The organism is Roseomonas sp. KE2513 (assembly GCF_016107305.1).
In the GTDB taxonomy this organism is placed as follows: Bacteria; Pseudomonadota; Alphaproteobacteria; order Acetobacterales; family Acetobacteraceae; genus Roseomonas.
This window is the reverse complement of the sequence record NZ_RCVR01000066.1, coordinates 1-17,155: the sequence shown is the minus strand read 5'-3', so window position 1 is coordinate 17,155 and position 17,155 is coordinate 1. Positions and strand designations below refer to the sequence as shown.

The 17,155-nt window shown below is 70.1% G+C and carries 16 protein-coding genes; 7 read left to right on the top strand and 9 right to left on the bottom strand.

Features of this window, described 5'->3' with window-relative positions:
- Positions 1–47 precede the first annotated feature (47 nt).
- Positions 48–806: an NTP transferase domain-containing protein gene (locus D9599_RS28575; protein ID WP_198384707.1), complete on the bottom strand. Its 759-nt coding sequence runs from the start codon at positions 804–806 to the stop codon at positions 48–50.
- A gap of 131 nt (positions 807–937) precedes the next feature.
- Between D9599_RS28575 and aepX the strand changes: the two genes are divergently transcribed.
- Genes aepX through D9599_RS28555 form a run of 4 tightly spaced genes read left to right on the top strand, consistent with a single transcriptional unit; the run spans position 938 to position 5,818 of the window.
- Positions 938–2,584 carry a phosphoenolpyruvate mutase gene (aepX, locus tag D9599_RS28570; RefSeq protein ID WP_232481048.1) on the top strand — a complete coding sequence of 549 codons (1,647 nt, stop codon included), beginning with the start codon at positions 938–940 and terminating at the stop codon, positions 2,582–2,584.
- Positions 2,584–3,726 (top strand): phosphonopyruvate decarboxylase, encoded by a 1,143-nt coding sequence (gene aepY / locus D9599_RS28565; protein WP_198384706.1) that lies wholly within the window; start codon positions 2,584–2,586, stop codon positions 3,724–3,726. Before aepX ends, aepY begins: the two co-directional genes overlap by 1 nt.
- Positions 3,723–4,721, top strand: a complete 999-nt coding sequence (locus D9599_RS28560) for a lysylphosphatidylglycerol synthase domain-containing protein (protein ID WP_198384698.1) — start codon at positions 3,723–3,725, stop codon at positions 4,719–4,721. The genes aepY and D9599_RS28560 overlap by 4 nt, the downstream gene beginning before the upstream one ends.
- On the top strand, positions 4,718–5,818 hold the full coding sequence (locus D9599_RS28555; protein ID WP_198384689.1) for a 2-aminoethylphosphonate--pyruvate transaminase: 1,101 nt from the start codon (positions 4,718–4,720) through the stop codon (positions 5,816–5,818). The genes D9599_RS28560 and D9599_RS28555 overlap by 4 nt, the downstream gene beginning before the upstream one ends.
- Before the next feature lie 13 nt (positions 5,819–5,831).
- Here D9599_RS28555 and D9599_RS28550 read toward each other — a convergent pair whose 3' ends face one another.
- On the bottom strand, positions 5,832–6,431 hold the full coding sequence (locus tag D9599_RS28550) for a CDP-alcohol phosphatidyltransferase family protein (protein ID WP_198384687.1): 600 nt from the start codon (positions 6,429–6,431) through the stop codon (positions 5,832–5,834).
- A gap of 1 nt (position 6,432) precedes the next feature.
- Entirely contained in the window at positions 6,433–7,416 is a 984-nt protein-coding gene (locus tag D9599_RS28545) for a ferritin-like domain-containing protein (RefSeq protein WP_232481047.1), read from the bottom strand.
- A 220-nt stretch (positions 7,417–7,636) separates the two neighbouring features.
- On the opposite strand from D9599_RS28545, the gene ispH reads away from it, so the two are divergent.
- Both ispH and hpnH read left to right on the top strand, forming a co-directional pair.
- Positions 7,637–8,593: a 4-hydroxy-3-methylbut-2-enyl diphosphate reductase gene (ispH, locus tag D9599_RS28540; protein ID WP_198384686.1), complete on the top strand. Its 957-nt coding sequence runs from the start codon at positions 7,637–7,639 to the stop codon at positions 8,591–8,593.
- Between the two features lie 47 nt (positions 8,594–8,640).
- Positions 8,641–9,834 (top strand): adenosyl-hopene transferase HpnH, encoded by a 1,194-nt coding sequence (gene hpnH, locus D9599_RS28535; RefSeq protein WP_198384685.1) that lies wholly within the window; start codon positions 8,641–8,643, stop codon positions 9,832–9,834.
- Here hpnH and D9599_RS28530 read toward each other — a convergent pair.
- From D9599_RS28530 to hpnA, 5 genes are read right to left on the bottom strand one after another with little or no spacing between them, the layout of a single operon-like run.
- Positions 9,766–10,443 carry a hopanoid-associated phosphorylase gene (locus D9599_RS28530; protein ID WP_198384680.1) on the bottom strand — a complete coding sequence of 226 codons (678 nt, stop codon included), beginning with the start codon at positions 10,441–10,443 and terminating at the stop codon, positions 9,766–9,768. The genes hpnH and D9599_RS28530 overlap by 69 nt on opposite strands.
- 23 nt (positions 10,444–10,466) lie before the next feature.
- Entirely contained in the window at positions 10,467–12,434 is a 1,968-nt protein-coding gene (gene shc / locus D9599_RS28525; RefSeq protein WP_198384678.1) for a squalene--hopene cyclase, read from the bottom strand.
- The gene (hpnE, locus tag D9599_RS28520) at positions 12,431–13,714 is read right to left on the bottom strand and encodes a hydroxysqualene dehydroxylase HpnE (RefSeq protein WP_198384677.1); all 1,284 of its coding nucleotides are present in this window, start codon (positions 13,712–13,714) and stop codon (positions 12,431–12,433) included. Before hpnE ends, shc begins: the two co-directional genes overlap by 4 nt.
- Entirely contained in the window at positions 13,711–14,859 is a 1,149-nt protein-coding gene (locus D9599_RS28515; protein WP_198384675.1) for a glycosyltransferase, read from the bottom strand. Before D9599_RS28515 ends, hpnE begins: the two co-directional genes overlap by 4 nt.
- The gene (gene hpnA / locus D9599_RS28510) at positions 14,856–15,869 is read right to left on the bottom strand and encodes a hopanoid-associated sugar epimerase (RefSeq protein WP_198384708.1); all 1,014 of its coding nucleotides are present in this window, start codon (positions 15,867–15,869) and stop codon (positions 14,856–14,858) included. The genes D9599_RS28515 and hpnA overlap by 4 nt, the downstream gene beginning before the upstream one ends.
- Before the next feature lie 389 nt (positions 15,870–16,258).
- Between hpnA and D9599_RS28505 the strand changes: the two genes are divergently transcribed.
- Entirely contained in the window at positions 16,259–16,822 is a 564-nt protein-coding gene (locus D9599_RS28505; RefSeq protein WP_198384674.1) for an SIS domain-containing protein, read from the top strand.
- 114 nt (positions 16,823–16,936) lie between these two features.
- Here D9599_RS28505 and D9599_RS28500 read toward each other — a convergent pair.
- Positions 16,937–17,155 (bottom strand): hypothetical protein (locus D9599_RS28500; RefSeq protein ID WP_232481046.1); only part of this gene is annotated, 219 nt, incomplete at its 5' end.

The following is a 17,155-nucleotide window of genomic DNA, read 5'->3' as shown; positions in this document are numbered from 1 at the left end:
GGAGGGCGGCGGCACAGGCATCAAGGAAGGTCCTCGGGGCGTCGGGATCAGGCCGCGATCAGCTGCGGGAGGATTTCCTCCCGGGCGCGGCTCACATCGTCGGGGAAATCGATCTCGACCCAGGGCAGGGAGGTCACGTCCGCGGCGCGGAAGCGGTCCGGCTCCGCCAGGATGAGGTCGCGGATCGCTTCTTCATACTCCAGCTCCGTGCGCCCTTGCCCAACATAGGATGCGCAGCGATCGGCAAGTGCCGATGCGGTGGCGGCGGAGAAGCGGAAGAAGCCGACAGATTCACCGTGGCGGTCGTGGGCGTGCTCGGGGCGCTTGCGGAAATCGACGATCTTCTCGCCCTGGAAACAGATCTTCACGGGCTCGTCGCCCGGCTCGATCTCCCGGTCCAGCAGGAGGATGTTCTCGCCAGCGGCCGAAACGAGGCTCGCGAGCATGCGGTGATCGTAGAGGACGTCGCCGTCCATCAGCAGCACCGGCTGTCCTGCCCGCAGCATCTCCGCCTGCACATGGAGGGAGACGAGGCTGCCCTCTCGGTAGCGGGGATTGGGCACGAAGCTCACCCGGTCCGACCAGCCGAGGCGCGCGACCTCCGCCTCGACGAGTTCGCGGCAATGACCGACGGTGATGCTCACCTTCGTGACGCCGTTGTAATCGAGCGCATCGAGATGACGGGAAAGTAAGGTTTGGCCGCCGAACTGGAGGAGGATCTTGGGTCCCTCCTGCGCCTCCCCGAGCCGCCGCCCGATTCCTGCGGCGAGGATGATCGCCGAGGCGGGACGTGTGGAATCGCTCAATCCGGGGTTCCCAATATTGGCCTGCCGATCGTGTGAAGGTAGGATGACGGGTGTGGGCCTGGCAAGTTCGGCGGCGCGTGGCGCTAGTGGGAACGATGCAGCAATGGCCCGCCGCCAGCGGAGAATGCGCCTTGAGCGAAGCGACGCCCCCCACCACGCGCCCCCGCGCGGCCACCCCCATGACGCGCTTCGCGGCGCTGCGGCAGGAGATCGCCTCGCCGACGCTCTCCTTCCTGATGGAGGCACATGACGGCATCTCGGCCAAGCTCGTGCAGGAGGCGGGGTTCCGCGGCGTCTGGGCTTCGGGCCTGACCACCTCCGCCGCGCTCGGGTTGCGCGACAGCAACGAGGCGTCCTGGACGCAGGTGCTGGACGTGCTCGAATACATGGCGGATGCAACCACCCTGCCGATCCTCGTGGACGGCGACACCGGGCACGGCAACTTCAACAATGTCCGCCGCTTCGTGCGGAAGCTCTGCGAGCGCGGCATCGCTGGCGTCTGCATCGAGGACAAGCTCTTCCCGAAGACGAACTCCTTCATCGGCGAGGCGCAGCCGCTGGCCGACGTGGACGAGTTCTGCGGCCGCATCAAGGCTGGCAAGGACAGCCAGACCGACGACGACTTCGTGCTCGTCGCGCGCGTCGAGGCGCTGATCTCCGGCCAGGGCATGGAGGAGGCGCTGCGTCGCGCGGAGGCCTATCACGCGGCAGGCGCGGACGCGATCCTCATCCACTCCAAGAAGTCGGATGCGCGGGAGATCTTCGAGTTCTCCGAGCGCTGGGCCAACCGTGCGCCGGTCGTGATCGTGCCGACGATGTACTACTCCACGCCCACGGACCTGTTCCGCCAGGCGGGCATCTCCACGATCATCTGGGCGAACCACCTGCTGCGCTCCTCCATCGCCGCCATGCGCGAGACGGCGGCTCGCATCCACGAGGATGAATCCCTCGTGCGCGTGGAGGGCAGCGTCGCGACCGTGAAGGACATCTTCCGCATCGTCGGCAACGCGGAGCTGGAGGAGGCGGAGCGCCGCTACCTGCCGGCCCGCCCGGCGGTCTTGGCCGTGGTGCTGGCGGCCTCGGGCGGGGAGCTGGCGGGGATGGAGCCCGGGCAGCCGAAATGCATGGCCGATATCCGCGGCCAGTCGCTGCTCGCACGCCTCGTCGGCACGCTGCGGGAGAGCGGCGTGCGCGACGTCTCCGTGGTGCGCGGCGCGCATAAGGAGGCGGTGATGCTGCAGGGCGTGCGGATGGTGGACAATGACCGCTTCGCCTCGACCGGCGAGGCCTGGTCACTGGCGGCCGCACGCGACGCGATCCGCGGTGAGACGGTGGTGGCCTACGGCGACGTGCTCTTCCGTCGCTATATCCTCGACAGCCTGCTGACCAGCCGTGCCGATGTCGTCGTGGCCGTGGACACGCTCGGCGCGACCCAGACGCGGCCGAACCAGCGCGATCTCGTCGTCGCGGATCGCCGCTTCTCCGGCGACTACCTCGACGACAGCCCGGCGACGCTGCGGCGCATGGCGCACGAGGTTCCGCAGGCGGATATCTGCGGCGAGTGGATGGGCCTCGCCCGCTTCAGCGCGCGCGGCGCCGAGTGGCTGCGCGAGGAGATCGCGGCCCTGGAGGCGGAGGGCGTGCTGGAAGGTGCCGACATGCCGACGCTGCTGACGCGCATCGCGGCGAAACACCCCGTGCGCGTGAAGTACTTCACCGGCCATTGGCTGGACGTGGACACCCTGACCGACCTCGCCGAAGCGCGAAATTTCACCTGATGATCACCGCGGAAGACTTCATCACCGAGGCCGGTCAGGCCGGCTTCGACTTCTACACGGGCGTGCCCTGCAGCTTCCTCACGCCGCTGATCAACGGCGTGCTCTCCGCACCGTCGCTCGCCTATGTCGGCGCGGCGAGCGAGGGGGAGGCGGTGGCCATCGCCTCCGGCGCCTGGCTTGCAGGGCGGCGCACGGTGGTGATGTGCCAGAACTCCGGCCTGGGCAATGCGGTGAACCCGCTGACCTCGCTGAACGCGCCCTTCAGGATCCCGACGCTGTTCCTCACGACCTGGCGCGGCGAGCCCGGCATTCCCGACGAGCCCCAGCACGAGGTGATGGGGCGGATCACCCAGGACCTGATCTCGCTGATGGGGCTGGAGCAGGCGCCCTTCCCGGCGGGAAGCCAGGCGCTGCGCCCCGCGCTGACCCATGCGGCAGAGCGCATGGAGGCGACGAGCCTGCCCTTCGCCTTCGTCGTGCGCAAGGACGACGTGGCCGACACACCGCTCGACGCCGCGCCCCGCGCGCTGCCGCCGCCCGGCCGGCGCCAGGACTTCGCGGGCGAGGGGCCGCGCCCCTCCCGCGTCGCGGTGCTGGAACGCTTCCTCTCGATCGTGCCGGATGAGGCCGCGGTCATCGCGACCACCGGCAAGTGCGGGCGGGAGCTCTTCACCCTCGCGGACCGGGCGCAGCACCTCTATCAGGTCGGCTCCATGGGTGCGGCGAGCGGCATGGCGCTCGGCGTCGCGCTGAACAATCCGCGCCCCGTGGTGGTGCTCGATGGCGACGGCGCGGCGCTGATGAAGCTCGGCACCTTCGCGACCATCGGCGCCTATGCGCCCGCCAACCTCGTGCACGTGCTGCTGGATAACGGCGTGCATGATTCCACGGGCGGGCAGGCGACGGTCTCGGCCTCCGTGGATTTCGCGGCCGTCGCGCTCGCCTGCGGCTATCGGCAGGCGTTCCTGGCCGAGAGCCTGGACGGCTTCGAGGCCGCCTTCCGCGCGGCGCTGTCGGGCGGCGGGCCCGCCATGATCCACCTGCGGATCGCCCCCGGCTCCATGGCGAAGCTTGGCCGCCCCACGGTGGGCCCGGCCGAGGTGGCGCGGCGGTTCCAGGCCTTCCTGGCCTCCCCCGTGTGATCCTCTCGAGTGCCGTCGGGCTGCTGGTGGGGCTCGTCCTCGCCGGCGTGCTCATCGCGATGAACGATCCCGCCCGGATCCTGCACCTGCTGCTGGAGACGGGTTGGTGGATGGTGCTTGTGGTGGCACTGAACGTCGCGCAGATCTTTGCTTCCGCCGCTGGCTGGGGGCCGCTGATCGATGATCCCAGGCGGCCCGGTATTCTCGGCCTCGCACGGATGCGCTGGATCAGGGTGGCGACCAACGCCATCCTTCCCGTCGTGCAGGCGCTGGGGGAGCTGGTGCGGGCGCAGCTTCTCTTTCGTGCGGGGGTCGCGAAGGTGCGAGTGATCGCGAGCGTCGCGACTGACCTCGGCACGGAGATGGCCTCGCAGATCGTCTTCTCGCTCCTCGGCCTCGCGGTGCTGATGACCATCCCGCACGCCGCCGGGAACTCCACCACGCTCTGGGCGGTGGTTGGCACCCTCCTGGGCGCGGGGCTCACGGGCGCCTTCATGGCCGCGCATCGCTGGGGGCTGTTCCGCTTCATCGAGCGAATGCTGCCGAGCCTTGCGGCGCGCATCGGCTGGACTTCGCTCGGGGAGTTGTCGGGGCTGAACGACGCCGTCGTGGGGCTCTACCGCGAGCCGGGGCGGCTCTGGCGCAGCGGCGGCTGGCACATGCTCTCCTGGCTGATCGGCGTGCTCGAGACCTGGGCCGCGCTACATGCCGTGGGCGCCGAGGCCGGGATCGCGGAGGCGCTGGTGATCGAGAGCCTCGGCCAGGCCGTGCGCAGCGCCGGCTTCTTCATCCCCGGCGCGCTCGGCCTGCAGGAGGGCGGCTATGTCCTCATCTGCGCGCTGTTCGGCATTCCCCCGGACAAGGCCATCGCGCTCGTCCTCGTTCGGCGGCTGCGCGACGTGATCCTCGGCGTGCCCGGCGTGATCGCCTGGCGCTGGGGTGCGGCGGCGGATCGTGCCAACATCCCTGCGACCGAGGCGAGAGGCCACCCATGAGCGACAGCCCCATCCTTCTCACGCCCGGCCCGCTGACCACCGCCATCGAGACGCGCCGCGCCATGCTGCGCGACTGGGGCTCGCGCGATCCCGCCTTCATCGCGCTGACTGCCGAGCTGCGCGCGCGGCTCCTCGGCGTGGCGGGCGGGGAGGGGACGCATGTCGCGGTGCCGCTGCAAGGTTCCGGTACCTTCATCGTCGAGGCCGCCGTTGCGACGCTGATCGGGCCCGCCGACAAGCTGCTGGTGCTGATCAACGGCGCCTATGGCGAGCGGATGGTCACCATCGCCAAGCGCATGGGCCGCGCGGTGGAGGCGATCCGCTGGGCGGAGGACCGGCCGGTGGAGCCCGAGCAGGTCGCGGAGGCGCTGCGCGCGGACCCCGCCATCACCCATGTGGCGCTCGTCCACTGCGAGACCACCACGGGCATCCTGAACCCGCTGGCGGAGGTTGCGGCCGTCGTGGCAGGGGCCGGGCGCGCGCTGCTGCTGGACGCGATGAGCAGCTTCGGCGCCCTGCCGATCGACCTCTCCGCGACGCCCGTGACGGCCGTGCTCGCCTCCTCCAACAAGTGCCTGGAGGGGGTGCCGGGCCTCGGCTTCGCGCTGGTGGAGCCGGCGGCGCTGGAGCGCGCGAAGGGGGTCAGCCCCTCGCTCTCCTTCGATCTCCACGCGCAGTGGAAGGGCTTCGAGGCCGACGGTCAGTGGCGCTTCACGCCGCCGGTGCAGGTCGTGGCCGCGCTGGTGGAGGCGCTGCGCCTGCTGGAGGCCGAGGGCGGCCCCGAGGCGCGCCGCGCCCGCTACACCGCTAACTTCCGCACGCTGCTGGCGGGGATGCGGCGGATGGGCTTCGAACTGTTCCTCGACGAGGCGGTGCAGGCGCCGATCATCGCGACCTTCCACCTGCCGCCCGAGCGCGGCCTCTCCTTCCGCCCCTTCTACGACGCGCTGGCGGCGCGTGGCTTCCTTATCTACCCCGGCAAGCTGACGCAGGCGGAGACCTTCCGCATCGGCTGCATCGGCGCGCTGGACCGCCACGACTTCGAACGCCTGCTGGAAGCGATCGCGGAAACGGTCAGCCTTCTCGAAGCCGCCTGATAGCGGCCCCCGGTCAGCGAGTGTGGCCGGCGCGCGCCTGCCGCGCACCGGTGACGCCGATCCAGAGGGCTGCGAGCGGCGTGATAATCGCGGCCGCGACCAGCATCGGCGCCGTGGCCCCAAGCCAGACGAGCACGGGCACGAGGACCAGAAGATCGTCGGGGTCGATATTGATGCCGGGCGAGAGAACGAAGGTGCGAACCGAGGCAATCCGGATCACGTTGAGCTGCCAGAACAGCGTGCCGATGCCGACGCCCGCGATGAGGCCGAGCAGCGGCCAGAGCAGCCCCGCCGGTGCGGCCGATCCGAGACCGAGGCCGATGAAGGCGATCATATTTGAACTGCAGTCGCTGATCAGGTCGTAGCGGTGCCCGGCGGCGCTCGATTGGCCGGTCTGGCGCGCGAGTTCCCCGTCCGCGCGGTCCAGCAGCATGGAGAGGAGGAAGATCGCCCCGCCGATCGCCGGCCAGGACCCTGGTCCCGCAAAGGCCACCGCCGCCGCGATGCCGGTGATGACGCGCACGGTCGTCACCTGGTTCGGCGTCACCCCGCTAGGCGCCACGGCCCGCACAACCGGGCGGACGATCCGGTGGATGACGGTGTTGGTGCTCACCTCAGGCCCTCACGGGCTCGGCGGCCGGTTTCGCCTTGCCCATGAAGCGGCGGGCGAGGCGGATGAAGAAGGGCACGGTGTTCGGGCGCAGCAGGCGCGGATCGTAGCCGGCCATGCGGCGCCGGTCCTCGGCGAGGCAGATATCGATCATCTCCGCGGCGCTCATCGTCACGCCGATCGAGCCGGAGGTCGCGGTGAAGTTCGTGTCCTTCGATGCGCTGCCCATGTCGCGCGCCATCACCAGCCGGTCCCAGATGAGCACGGCCCAGACGGCGGCGGTCTTTGCCAGGAAATAGGGCTTGCGCCACCAGGGCTGCTGCGCCCGCGCCCATGCCGCCCAGTTCGCGAAGAAGAGGATGTGCCGCGCCTCCTCCTGGATCACTGGCTCGAAGGTGTCCACGAGGTCGGGCGGGAAGTAGCCGGAGCGGCGCGCGGCCTCGAAGAGGCCGAAGGCGAAGAAGCTGTCGATGCACTCGCTGTAGCCGGTGCGCATCCAGCCCCACTCGACGTCGCGGAAGCCCTTGTACTCGGGCTCCGGCTCCAGGACGACGCCGTATGCCTCGACGAGGTTGGACAGCACCTTCTTGTGCCGCGCCTCCTCATTGCCATCCATCACCATCGCCTCGTGGAGGAGCGGGTCGGTGATGGTCGCGGCATAGTCGAGCACGCGGAGCGAGGCGCGGCCCTCGGTCTGCACCGCGATGTCCCAGATCGGCAAGCTGGTCAGCCGGGCATGCGCCTCGGGGTCGAGCTTCGGCCAGTCGAGCACGCGCGGCTTGTAGGGGTTGTGCGTCTCCAGCAGCATCCGCGCGAACATGACCATGTGATCACGGCTGCCCACGCGGACGGGGCCTGGCTTGTCGAAGGTCCAGTTCCGGGCCTCGTGGTCCGCGGCCGCAACGCTCGCCCGGTCGGTGGGCACAAGGTCGAAGGGTGGGGCATCGGGCCAGCCGGTCGGGGGGCTGGCCGAGGAGCTGGAGGGCATGCGGAATCCCCGATATGGCGGGCGGCGGGCCCGTCGCTGCCGGGGCGCGCCCGGGTGGTTGGCCCGGATTAATGGCACTGTGTCCGGAAAGCGCAACCCGATGGCAACCGGCCCGCTCGCCGATTCGGGATGGGCACACCCCGTAGGAAAAATGCAACAGGCCGGTCTAGCCTCCGCAACGCGCCGATTCACGACGCGCTGTCACGGAGGATGGCCCTGCATGCGGGTTCTTCTGGCCCAGCCCCGCGGCTTCTGCGCGGGCGTCATCCGAGCGATCGAGATCGTCGAGCGCTCCATCCGGAAGTTCGGTGCCCCGGTCTATGTCCGGCACGAGATCGTTCACAACCGCCACGTGGTCGAGACGCTGCGCGCGCAGGGCGCGGTCTTCGTCGAGGAACTCTCCGAGGTGCCGGACGGGGCGGTGACCATCTTCAGCGCCCATGGCGTGGCCCGTTCCGTGGAGGACGAGGCTGCGGCCCGCGGCCTGCCGGTGCTGGACGCCACCTGCCCGCTCGTCGCCAAGGTGCACCAGCAGGGAAGGCGCTACGCCGCCCGCGGCCGGACCCTCGTGCTCATCGGCCATGCCGGGCACGCGGAGGTGGAGGGCACGGTGGGCCAAGTGGAGGCGCCCATCCATCTCGTCGCCAGCGTGGAGGATGTGGCGCGGCTCGATCTGCCCGAGAGCACGCCGCTCGCCTACCTTACCCAGACCACCCTTTCCGTAGACGACACGCGGGGGATCATCGCGGCGCTCCATGCGCGCTTTCCGGACCTGGAGGGGCCGGAAGTGTCGGGCATCTGCTACGCCACCCAGCACCGGCAGGCGGCGGTGCGCGAGCTCTGCGCCCAGGTGGACCTGTTGCTGGTGGTGGGCAGCCAGAACAGCTCCAACTCCACCCGCCTGCGGGAGATCGGGGAGGAGATGGGCCGGCCGAGCTACCTGATCGGCCACGGGGCGGAGCTGGACCCCGCCTGGCTCGCGGGGGTTCGGACCGTGGGCCTGACCGCCGGAGCCTCGGCACCGGAGGAGCTGGTCCTTGACGTCATCGCTGCCCTGCGCCGCCTCGGGGCCGGCGAGATTGCCCAGATGACTGGAATCAGGGAGGATGTTGAATTCAGGTTGCCTCCCGAACTGAGGGAACCCACCTCTGGCCCGGCTGTTCAGGCCGCCCAGTAGGCAACGTCAATCGGCCATCCCGACTTTCCAGCAAGAGGAGCGCAGTCTTGGGAATTCCGCTCGCCCAGGCCGCCCGGATCGGCGCCTATCTGGTGAAGCAGCACCTCAGCGGTCGTAAGCGCTACCCGCTCGTGCTGATGCTGGAGCCGCTGTTCCGCTGCAATCTCGCCTGCGCCGGCTGCGGGAAGATCGACTACCCCAACGAGATCCTCAACCAGCGCCTTTCGGTCGATGAATGCATGGCGGCGATCGACGAGTGCGGGGCGCCGGTGGTGTCCATCGCGGGCGGCGAGCCGCTGCTGCACAAGGACATGCCGGAAATCGTGCGCGGCTATCTCGCGCGGAAGAAGTTCGTCATCCTCTGCACCAATGCGCTGCTGCTGACGAAGAAGATCGACGACTACAAGCCGAGCCCGGCCTTTACCTGGTCCATCCACCTCGATGGCGACCAGATGATGCACGACAAGTCCGTCTGCCAGGACGGCGTCTACGACAAGGCGGTGGAGGCGATCCGGCTCGCGAAGTCCAAGGGCTTCCAGGTCTCGATCAACTGCACCCTGTTCAACGACGCCGACCCCGAGCGCACCGCCCGCTTCTTCGACGAGGTGACGGCGATGGGGCTGGACGGCATCACCGTCTCGCCCGGCTATGCCTATGAGCGCGCGCCGGACCAGCAGCACTTCCTCAACCGCACGAAGACGAAGGAGCTGTTCCGCGGCATCCTGTCGCGCGGGCGCGGCGGCAAGGCCTGGCCTTTTACGCAGAGCCGGATGTTCCTCAACTTCCTGGCGGGCAACGAGGCCTATGCCTGCACGCCCTGGGGCAACCCGACGCGCACGGTGTTTGGCTGGCAGAAGCCCTGCTACCTGCTCGGCGAGGGTTACGCGAAGACCTTCAAAGAGCTGATGGACGATACCGAGTGGGACAAGTACGGCGTCGGCAACTACGAGAAGTGCGCCGACTGCATGGTCCATTCCGGCTTTGAGGCCTCGGCCGTGAAGCACATGGTGACGAACCCCATCAAGGCGCTGGCGGTGACGCTGGGCGGCATCCGCACCGAGGGGGCCATGGCAAAGGATATCCCGCTCGATAACCAGCGCCGCGCCGACTACGTCTTCTCAGGCCATGTGGAGAAGAAGCTGGCGGAGATCCGGGAGGCCAACCCGAAGGCCTCACGCCGGATCGAGATCCGCCACGGTGGCGGCCAGGGACCGGCCCAGCCGACCGTGGCCGCGGAGTAGGGCACGGAAGGCCTGCTCCGCCTCCCACCCCGTCCGGATGAGGGCGGGGAGTTGGAGCGGGGCGGCCAGCAGGGCGCGGAGGACGGCGGGCAGATCCATACCCCCGTCCGGCCGCATCCCGACGCGCGCGGCCGGCGGCAACGTGCGGTCCGCGGCATCCGACACCACCCGCGCGACGGCGAAGGGCAGGCCGTGGCGCCGGGCCACGCGGGCAGCGACGTGGGATTCCATGTCCACGGCCAGGGCGCTGGTTCCCCGATGCAGCGCGGTCTTCGCCGCGGCCTCCGCGACCATCATGTCCGCGCCCAGCACCGGCCCGGTCGCGGCGCCGGGCAGGGCGGCGCGCAACCGCGCGGCCCAGGCCGCATCCGTCTCGAAGCGCGCCGCGCTGTCGATCACCGCAGTCGCCACCACCCAGTCGCCGGGGCGCAGACCTGGCGCGAGCGCGCCCGCGATGCCGATGCTGATGAGGCCGGTGGCACCCGGCGCCAGCCGGTCGAGTTCCGCCTCAAGCCGCGCGCGGTCGCCGCCCCCCGCGACGACCTCGACCCCCGGCGCGGCCAGGATGCGAGCTTCCCGCAGCAGCCCGGTGGCGGCCAGGAGGGTCAAGGGCGGCTCACCGCCCTAGCCCCTCACATCCCATGAAGGACCCTCGTCGCGTTGCCCTGCCGGAGGTTCCGGTACCGCGCCATCGCCCAGAGGGGAAAGAACTTCGGGTAGCCGTGGTAGCGAAGGTAGAAGACGCGCGGGAAGCCGCCGCCCGTATAGGCGTCCTGCTGCCAGAGCCCCGTCTCATCTTGCATGTCGCGCAGCCAGGCGATGCCGCGGGCAACCGCTGGGTGGTCCACCTCGCCCGCGGCCATCAGCGCCAGCAGCGCCCAGGCGGTCTGCGAGGCGGTAGAGGGGAAGGGCTCGTAGCCGCGATAGTCGAGGCGGTAGCTCTCGCAGTCCTCGCCCCAGCCGCCGTCCGCGTTCTGGATGGAGATGAGCCAGTCCGCGCCGCGCCGGACGCTCGGCCGCGTCGCGTCGAAGCCAGCGGCGTTGAGGGCAATCATCGCGGACCAGGTGCCGTAGATGTAGTTCACGCCCCAGCGGCCGAACCAGCTCCCGTCCTCCTCCTGCTCGCGCTCGAGATAGTCGATGGCGGCGCGCATCCGTGGGCTGTCCGGCGCCTCGCCCAGCTGCGCCATCATGCCGATGCAGCGCGCGCTGACATCCGCGGTGGGCGGGTCCAGCAATGCGCCGTGGTCGGCGAAGGGGATGTTGTTGAGGTAGTCGTGCACGTTGTCGGCGTCGAAGGCGCCCCAGCCGCCATTGCCGCTCTGCAGCCCCTCGGTCCACTCGGCGCCGCGCGCGATGGCCTCGTCATGCACCTCGCCGAGGCCGAGCTGGTGCCGGGCGCGGTCCATGGCCATGACGACCACCGCTGTGTCGTCGAGGTCGGGGTAGTAGGCGTTGCGGTACTGAAAGGCCCAGCCGCCCGGGCGCACATGCGGGCGCTGCTCCGCCCAGTCGCCGCGCACCTCCAACTCCTGCAACGGCCGCAGCCAGTCGAGGGCGCGCGGCACGGCTGCCGCGCTCTCACCGCCCACCTCCAGCAGCGTGTGGGTCACCAGCGCCGTGTCCCAGACCGGGGAGACGCAGGGCTGGCAATAGGCCTCGTCCTCGCGGATCACGAGGAGCTTCTCGATGGACTGGCGGGCGATCGCGCGGTCCGGGTGGTCGGGCGGGTAGCCCAGCGCGTCGTACATCATCACGGCGTTTGCCATGGCCGGGTAGATCGCGCCCAGCCCGTCCTCGCCGTTCAGGCGCTCCGTCACGAAGCTCACGCAGCGGGCAATGGCCCGCTGGCGCAGCGGGCGCGGCCAGACGGGATCGGCCTCCGTCAGCACGCGGTCGATGGCGCCGAAGAGCATCGCCCAGCCGCGCTGCTGGTGCGTGCGGGCGCGGCGACGGCGCAGGCGTGCGCGCACGAACAATTCCTGGATGCGCACGCCTCGCGGATTGCGCGCCCGCACCCGCATCGCCTGGAGCACGAGCAGTGGCACGAGCACGGTGCGCGCCCAGTAGGACATGCGCGAGATGTGCACGGGGAACCACCGCGGCAGGAGGATCATCTCCACCGGAATGGTCGGCACTCGCTTCCAGGAGAGTTCCCCGAAAAGGCAGAGGAGGATGCGGGTAAAGACATTCGCCCGCCCGGCTCCGCCATGGGCGAGGATGGCGGCGCGGGCGCGGGCCATATGGGGCGCGTCCGGGTCGTCCCCGATCATCTTGAGGCAGAAATAGGCCTTCACCGAGGCGCTGATATCGAAGGCGCCCCCGTGGAAGAGCGGCCAACCCCCGTGCTCGCCCTGGATGCGGCGGAGGTAGTTGCCAATCTTCCGCTCGAGCTCCGTATCCTCCGGCTCGCCCAGGTGCTGGCGGAGAAGGATGTATTCGGCGGGGATGGTGGCATCCGCCTCGAGTTCGAAGACCCAGTGGCCGTCCTCGCGCTGCTGGGCGCGCAGGGCCTCGGCCGCGCGGCCGATCCCTGCCTCGATCCCGTCCAGCCACGCGTCATCATTCCTGGCGAGCAACTCGCCCGGCGCATCATTCATGCCGCCACAATCTCAGGATTTAGGCCCTTTGGGGAGAGGGCGACGGCCGCCGCGACCTCCCCGGAACGCAGGGCACCCTCGATTGTGGCGGGAAGGCCAGTGTCGGTCCAATCGCCGGCTAGGGCGAGATTCCGCCAGCTTGTCCAGGCCGGCGGGCGTCGCGCGTTTTGGTCAGGGGTGGCGGCGAAGGTCGCGCGGCGCTCCTTCACAATTCTGTTTGGCGGAACGGCGACGGGAAGGTTGTGGACGGCCGCCACATCGGCCCAGAGTTGGGCGGGCAGGTCCTCAACCTCCAGTAGGTGGTCGGCGGCCGAGACAGTGACCGAGAAGCGGTCCGGGAAGGCGAAGACCCAATCGGCCGTGCCGCCGACGATGCCGACGAGGGGCGAGGCGCCGGGCGGCGGCTCGGCGGCAAAATGGGCGTTTACGATGGGACGGAACTCGTCGGGCGCGACAAGGTCGGGCAACAGCTCCACCGCTGCCCAGGGCGGCACCGCGAGCACCACGGCGTCCGCCTCGCCCAGCGGCACCGGGCCATCGGCGAAGCCGAGCACCGACACCCGCCCCTCCTCAAGTCCGAGCGTGCGCAGGCGGCGGCCGAGCTGGATTTCAGCCCCTGCGGCGCGAAGATGCGCGAGGGCTGGCTCCACGAAGGCGGCGTCGAGCGTTGGGCTCGCGATGCGCGGACGGCTGGCGAGGCCGCCCTTGGCCAGGCTTTCCCGCAGCACCGCGCCGGCCAGATCCGCCGAGCCCTCCTCCGGCGGGGTGTTGAGAACGGAGACGAGGAGGGGCCGCAGCAGCCGATCCCAGAGCGGGCCGCGACAGGCCATCACCTCGTCAATCCGCTTGCCCGGGTGGCGGCGGAGCAGGGCGGCGAGCGCCAGGTAGTCGGCCGGCCCCGTGCCGGGCACGCGGCGGCCAGGGGAGAGGATCCACCAGGGCAAGGGACCGTCGTTGGGGCGGATCGTCCAGCGCGCGCCGCTTGGTATATCCATGAAGTCGAAGGCGGCGCGATCCGGCCCGGCCAGCCGGTCCGCCGCCCCGATCGCGTAGAGATACCGGCTGACCGCCGGGTTGCCGGAGAGGACGAGGTGGTTCCCGTTGTCGATGACCATGCCGAGCTGCGGGTCGTGATAGGACCGGCAGCGCCCGCCCGCGTGCTTCGCGGCGTCGGTGAGCACGACATGCACCCCCGCCTCCACCAGGGCGATGGCGGCCGAGAGCCCTGCCAGCCCCGCACCGATGACGTGGACGCGGCTCGGCCGCGCGGGCTCTCTCACGGCCCGGAGCCCGGGGCCATGGCCTGGGCCCGCCCCTTCCACATGCCGCCCCGCCCGCGCCAGACCTGGAGCGCCGACTGGACGGTGAAGACCGTATAGGCCGCCCCGATGGCCGGCAGCGCGAGGCCCCAGAGCGGCGAGATACGGTAGAAGCGGAGCATCGGCTGAAAGGCGAGGGCCATCAGCAACCAGGCGAGCAGCCCCGCCAGCCGCGCGGCGCCCGTGCCGAACAGCGCGAGGCCCGGCGGCACGAGATAGGTGAGCACCATCCCCGCGACCGTGCCCGCCAGCAGCAGCGGCGAGTAGCGGAGCTGGGCATATGCGGAGCGCGAGACCATACGCCCAATCTCGGCAACGCCGCCATAAGGACGGAGGCTCCGCGCCCGCTGGGTGAGGAGGAGGCGGATCGGCCCCTGGACCTTCAGGCGGCGCGCGAGGGCGCAGTCGTCGATGATCTCGCGCCGGATGGAAGCGATGCCGCCCGCGCGCTCCAGCGCTTCCCGCCGGAGCAGCATGCAGCCGCCGGCGCCGGCCGCCATGGCGCGGTTCGCCTTCGCCACCCAGGCGAAGGGATAGAGCATGGCGAAGAAGAAGACGAAGGCGGGGATCAGGAAGCGCTCCGCCGCGCTCTCGCAGGAAAGGCGGGCCATCAGCGAGACGAGGGCGCAGCGCCCGGCCTCCGCCCGCGCGACCAGGGAGCGGAGGTTGTCGGGTGCGTGGCCGATATCGGCGTCGGTCAGCAGGATGTAGTCGGGCGCGGCGCCGGCGCGGCGGACGCCCTGCTCCAGCGCCCAGAGCTTGCCCGTCCAGCCCGCCGGCAGGGGCGCGCCCGGCAGCACCTCTAGCCGCTCCGCGCGCACTGCCGCTCGCGCAGCCTCGGCCGTGCCGTCGGTGCTGCCGTCATCCACCAGCACCACGCGAAATGGGCCGGGATAGTCCTGCGCCAGCAGGCTGCCGATGGAGCGCGCGATCACGTCCGCCTCGTCCCGCGCCGGCACCACGGCAACGACCGAGGGCCAGCGGGCGGGCGGGGGCGGCGCGTCCCGGTCGTCCCGCTCCCGGCAGAGCCAGAAGCCGCCGCGCGCGAGGACGAGGACGAGCCAGACCGCGAGCGCGACGAGGCCCGCCAGCAGCGCCGCCGTCATGCGAGGCGCCCTGCCTCGCGGAACCAGGCGAGGGCGTCGGCCACCGCCTCGGCATAGGGGCGGGCGCGGTAGCCGAGCTCGTGCTCCGCCTTGGCCGAGGTGAAGAACATCCGGTAGCGCGACATCCGCAGCGCATCCACCGTCAGCAGCGGCTCCCTGCCCGTCACGCGCGCCACGGCCTCGGCCCCGAGCGCGATCGGGTAAAGCGGGCCGCGCGGCAGGCGGATGCGCGGCGCCGTGCGGCCGGTCTGGCGCGCGATCTCAGCCAGCAGGTCGCGCAGCGGCAGGTTCTCGCCGCCGAGGATGTAGCGCTCCCCGATCGCGCCGTGCTCGAAGGCGAGGAGGTGGCCCTCGGCGATGTCGTCCACATGGGCGATGTTCAGCCCCGTATCCACGAAGGCCGGGATCTTGCCGCGGGCGGCGTCGAGGATCATCCGGCCGGTCGGGGTGGGCCGGATGTCGCGCGGGCCGACGGGGGTGGAGGGGTTCACGATGATCGCGGGCAGGCCCTTTTCCGCCACCATCCTCTCCACCTCGCGCTCCGCCAGCGTCTTGCTGCGCTTGTAGGTGCCGATCGCCTCGTCCGGATCGAGCGGGGCGTTCTCGTCCACCGGGCCCGTGGCGCCCGCGACCTTCAGGGCGGCGACGCTGCTCGTGTAGACGATGCGCTCCACGCCCTCCGCGAGGGCCGCCTGCATGAGGGCGCGCGTGCCGTCGAGGTTCACGCGGAGGATGCTGGAGGGATCCGGCGCCCAGAGCCGGTAGTCCGCCGCGACGTGGAACAGGTGCCGCACGCCGCGCAGCGCCGCGCGCAGGGAGGCGGGATCCGTCAGGTCGCCCTCCACCAGCTCGCAGCCGAGCCCCTCCAGGTTTTCCCGTGGGCTGGATGGGCGAACGAGTGCGCGGAGCCGCACACCTCGGGCGAGAAGGGTGCGCAGCACCGCGGAGCCAAGAAAGCCTGAGCCGCCCGTGACAAGCACGGAATCGCCCGTCTGCAGCGGAAAAGCCATCACGGAGCGGAGGTCTCCAGCGCGCGCAGGAGGGCTTCGTCGGGCGGGTGAGTCAGCAGGATACCGCAACTCCTCAAAGGCGGGCGCGGCCCGACCGCGGCAATGCCCAGGGCGGCCGCGGCACCCGGGCGCCGCGGCCGACGAAAGGGTGAGGAATATGGCATTTCGCCCGGTCCGGCAATTTTGTGGAACCCCCGCAGTTAAGAACGGAACGGTTTGTCCGCTGGATCAATAATGACGCAATCCACTTCTTTGGCGACAGCACCTGTGATTCAGCGCAACACCATCCGCTTCAATCGCCAGCATCGCCGCAGTACGGAAGAGAAGCCTGTTCAGCACACAGCTGTTACCGCATTATCCCGGGGACTTGATTTGACCCGGAGGGTGCAATGGCTTGGCAAGAGTGGCTGGATGAATATTACACGCTCTACCAGAAAGGTTTGGTGTCTCCGACCATCAAGGAGAGCCTGATCGCTTTCCACGATCTCTGCCTGAAGGTGCGTGAGAGCGGGAACAAGCTGATGCTCGCCGGGAACGGTGCCAGCGCCTCGATCGCCTCGCACGGCGCCGTGGACTTCACCAAGCAAGGCAAGACCCGCGCGGTGGACTTCAACGAGCCGAACCTCATCACCTGCCTGTCGAACGACTACGGCTACGAGAACTTCATGGCGAAGGCCGTCGAGTTCTACGGTGAAGAGGGCGACGTTCTCGTGCTCATCTCAGTCTCCGGCAACTCCAAGAACGCCGTGAACGCCGCGAAATACGCGAAGACGCGCGGCATCAAGGTCGTCACCTTCACCGGCAGCGCGCCGGACAACGCGCTCCGCGCCCTCGCCGACATCGACTTCTGGATCGGCTCGCGCGCCTACAACGTGGTGGAGGGGCTGCACATGATCTGGCTGACCACCGTCGTGGACATGCTCGTCGGCAAGTACGAGTACAGCGTGACCTAAGCGACGCGCTCGATCGCAGGCTGGGCCCGTCCGCCTCAGGGGTGGACGGGCCCTTTTTCTTTGCGGCGGTCCCGAACCCGCCCTCCGCCCGGCACGCGGGCGGAGGGCAACTCCCTAGTTCTCGACCTCGGACGGGCTGAGGCTGGCGAGGGCCACCTCAATCTGAAGGTCGTTCAGAAATGCGTGCATGCGCTGGTCCTGTGGCGCGAGCTCCACCGCGCGCTGCGCCCAGCCGAGCGCCGCTTCCAGCCTGCCGCTCCGCTGATCCACCAAGGCCATCACCCGCACCAACGCAACCGCCTGCGGGTTCATTGCAAGGCCTGCCTCGGCAGT

What these genes read in the sequence shown, in the direction of transcription:
- aepY (WP_198384706.1), top strand. Translation starts at nt 2,584, where the DNA reads ATGATCACCGCGGAAGACTTCATCACCGAGGCCGGTCAGGCCGGCTTC.
- D9599_RS28555 (WP_198384689.1), top strand. Translation starts at nt 4,718, where the DNA reads ATGAGCGACAGCCCCATCCTTCTCACGCCCGGCCCGCTGACCACCGCC.
- D9599_RS28545 (WP_232481047.1), bottom strand. Translation starts at nt 7,416, where the DNA reads ATGCCCTCCAGCTCCTCGGCCAGCCCCCCGACCGGCTGGCCCGATGCC.
- ispH (WP_198384686.1), top strand. Translation starts at nt 7,637, where the DNA reads ATGCGGGTTCTTCTGGCCCAGCCCCGCGGCTTCTGCGCGGGCGTCATC.
- shc (WP_198384678.1), bottom strand. Translation starts at nt 12,434, where the DNA reads ATGAATGATGCGCCGGGCGAGTTGCTCGCCAGGAATGATGACGCGTGG.
- D9599_RS28515 (WP_198384675.1), bottom strand. Translation starts at nt 14,859, where the DNA reads ATGACGGCGGCGCTGCTGGCGGGCCTCGTCGCGCTCGCGGTCTGGCTC.
- hpnA (WP_198384708.1), bottom strand. Translation starts at nt 15,869, where the DNA reads ATGGCTTTTCCGCTGCAGACGGGCGATTCCGTGCTTGTCACGGGCGGC.
- D9599_RS28505 (WP_198384674.1), top strand. Translation starts at nt 16,259, where the DNA reads ATGGCTTGGCAAGAGTGGCTGGATGAATATTACACGCTCTACCAGAAA.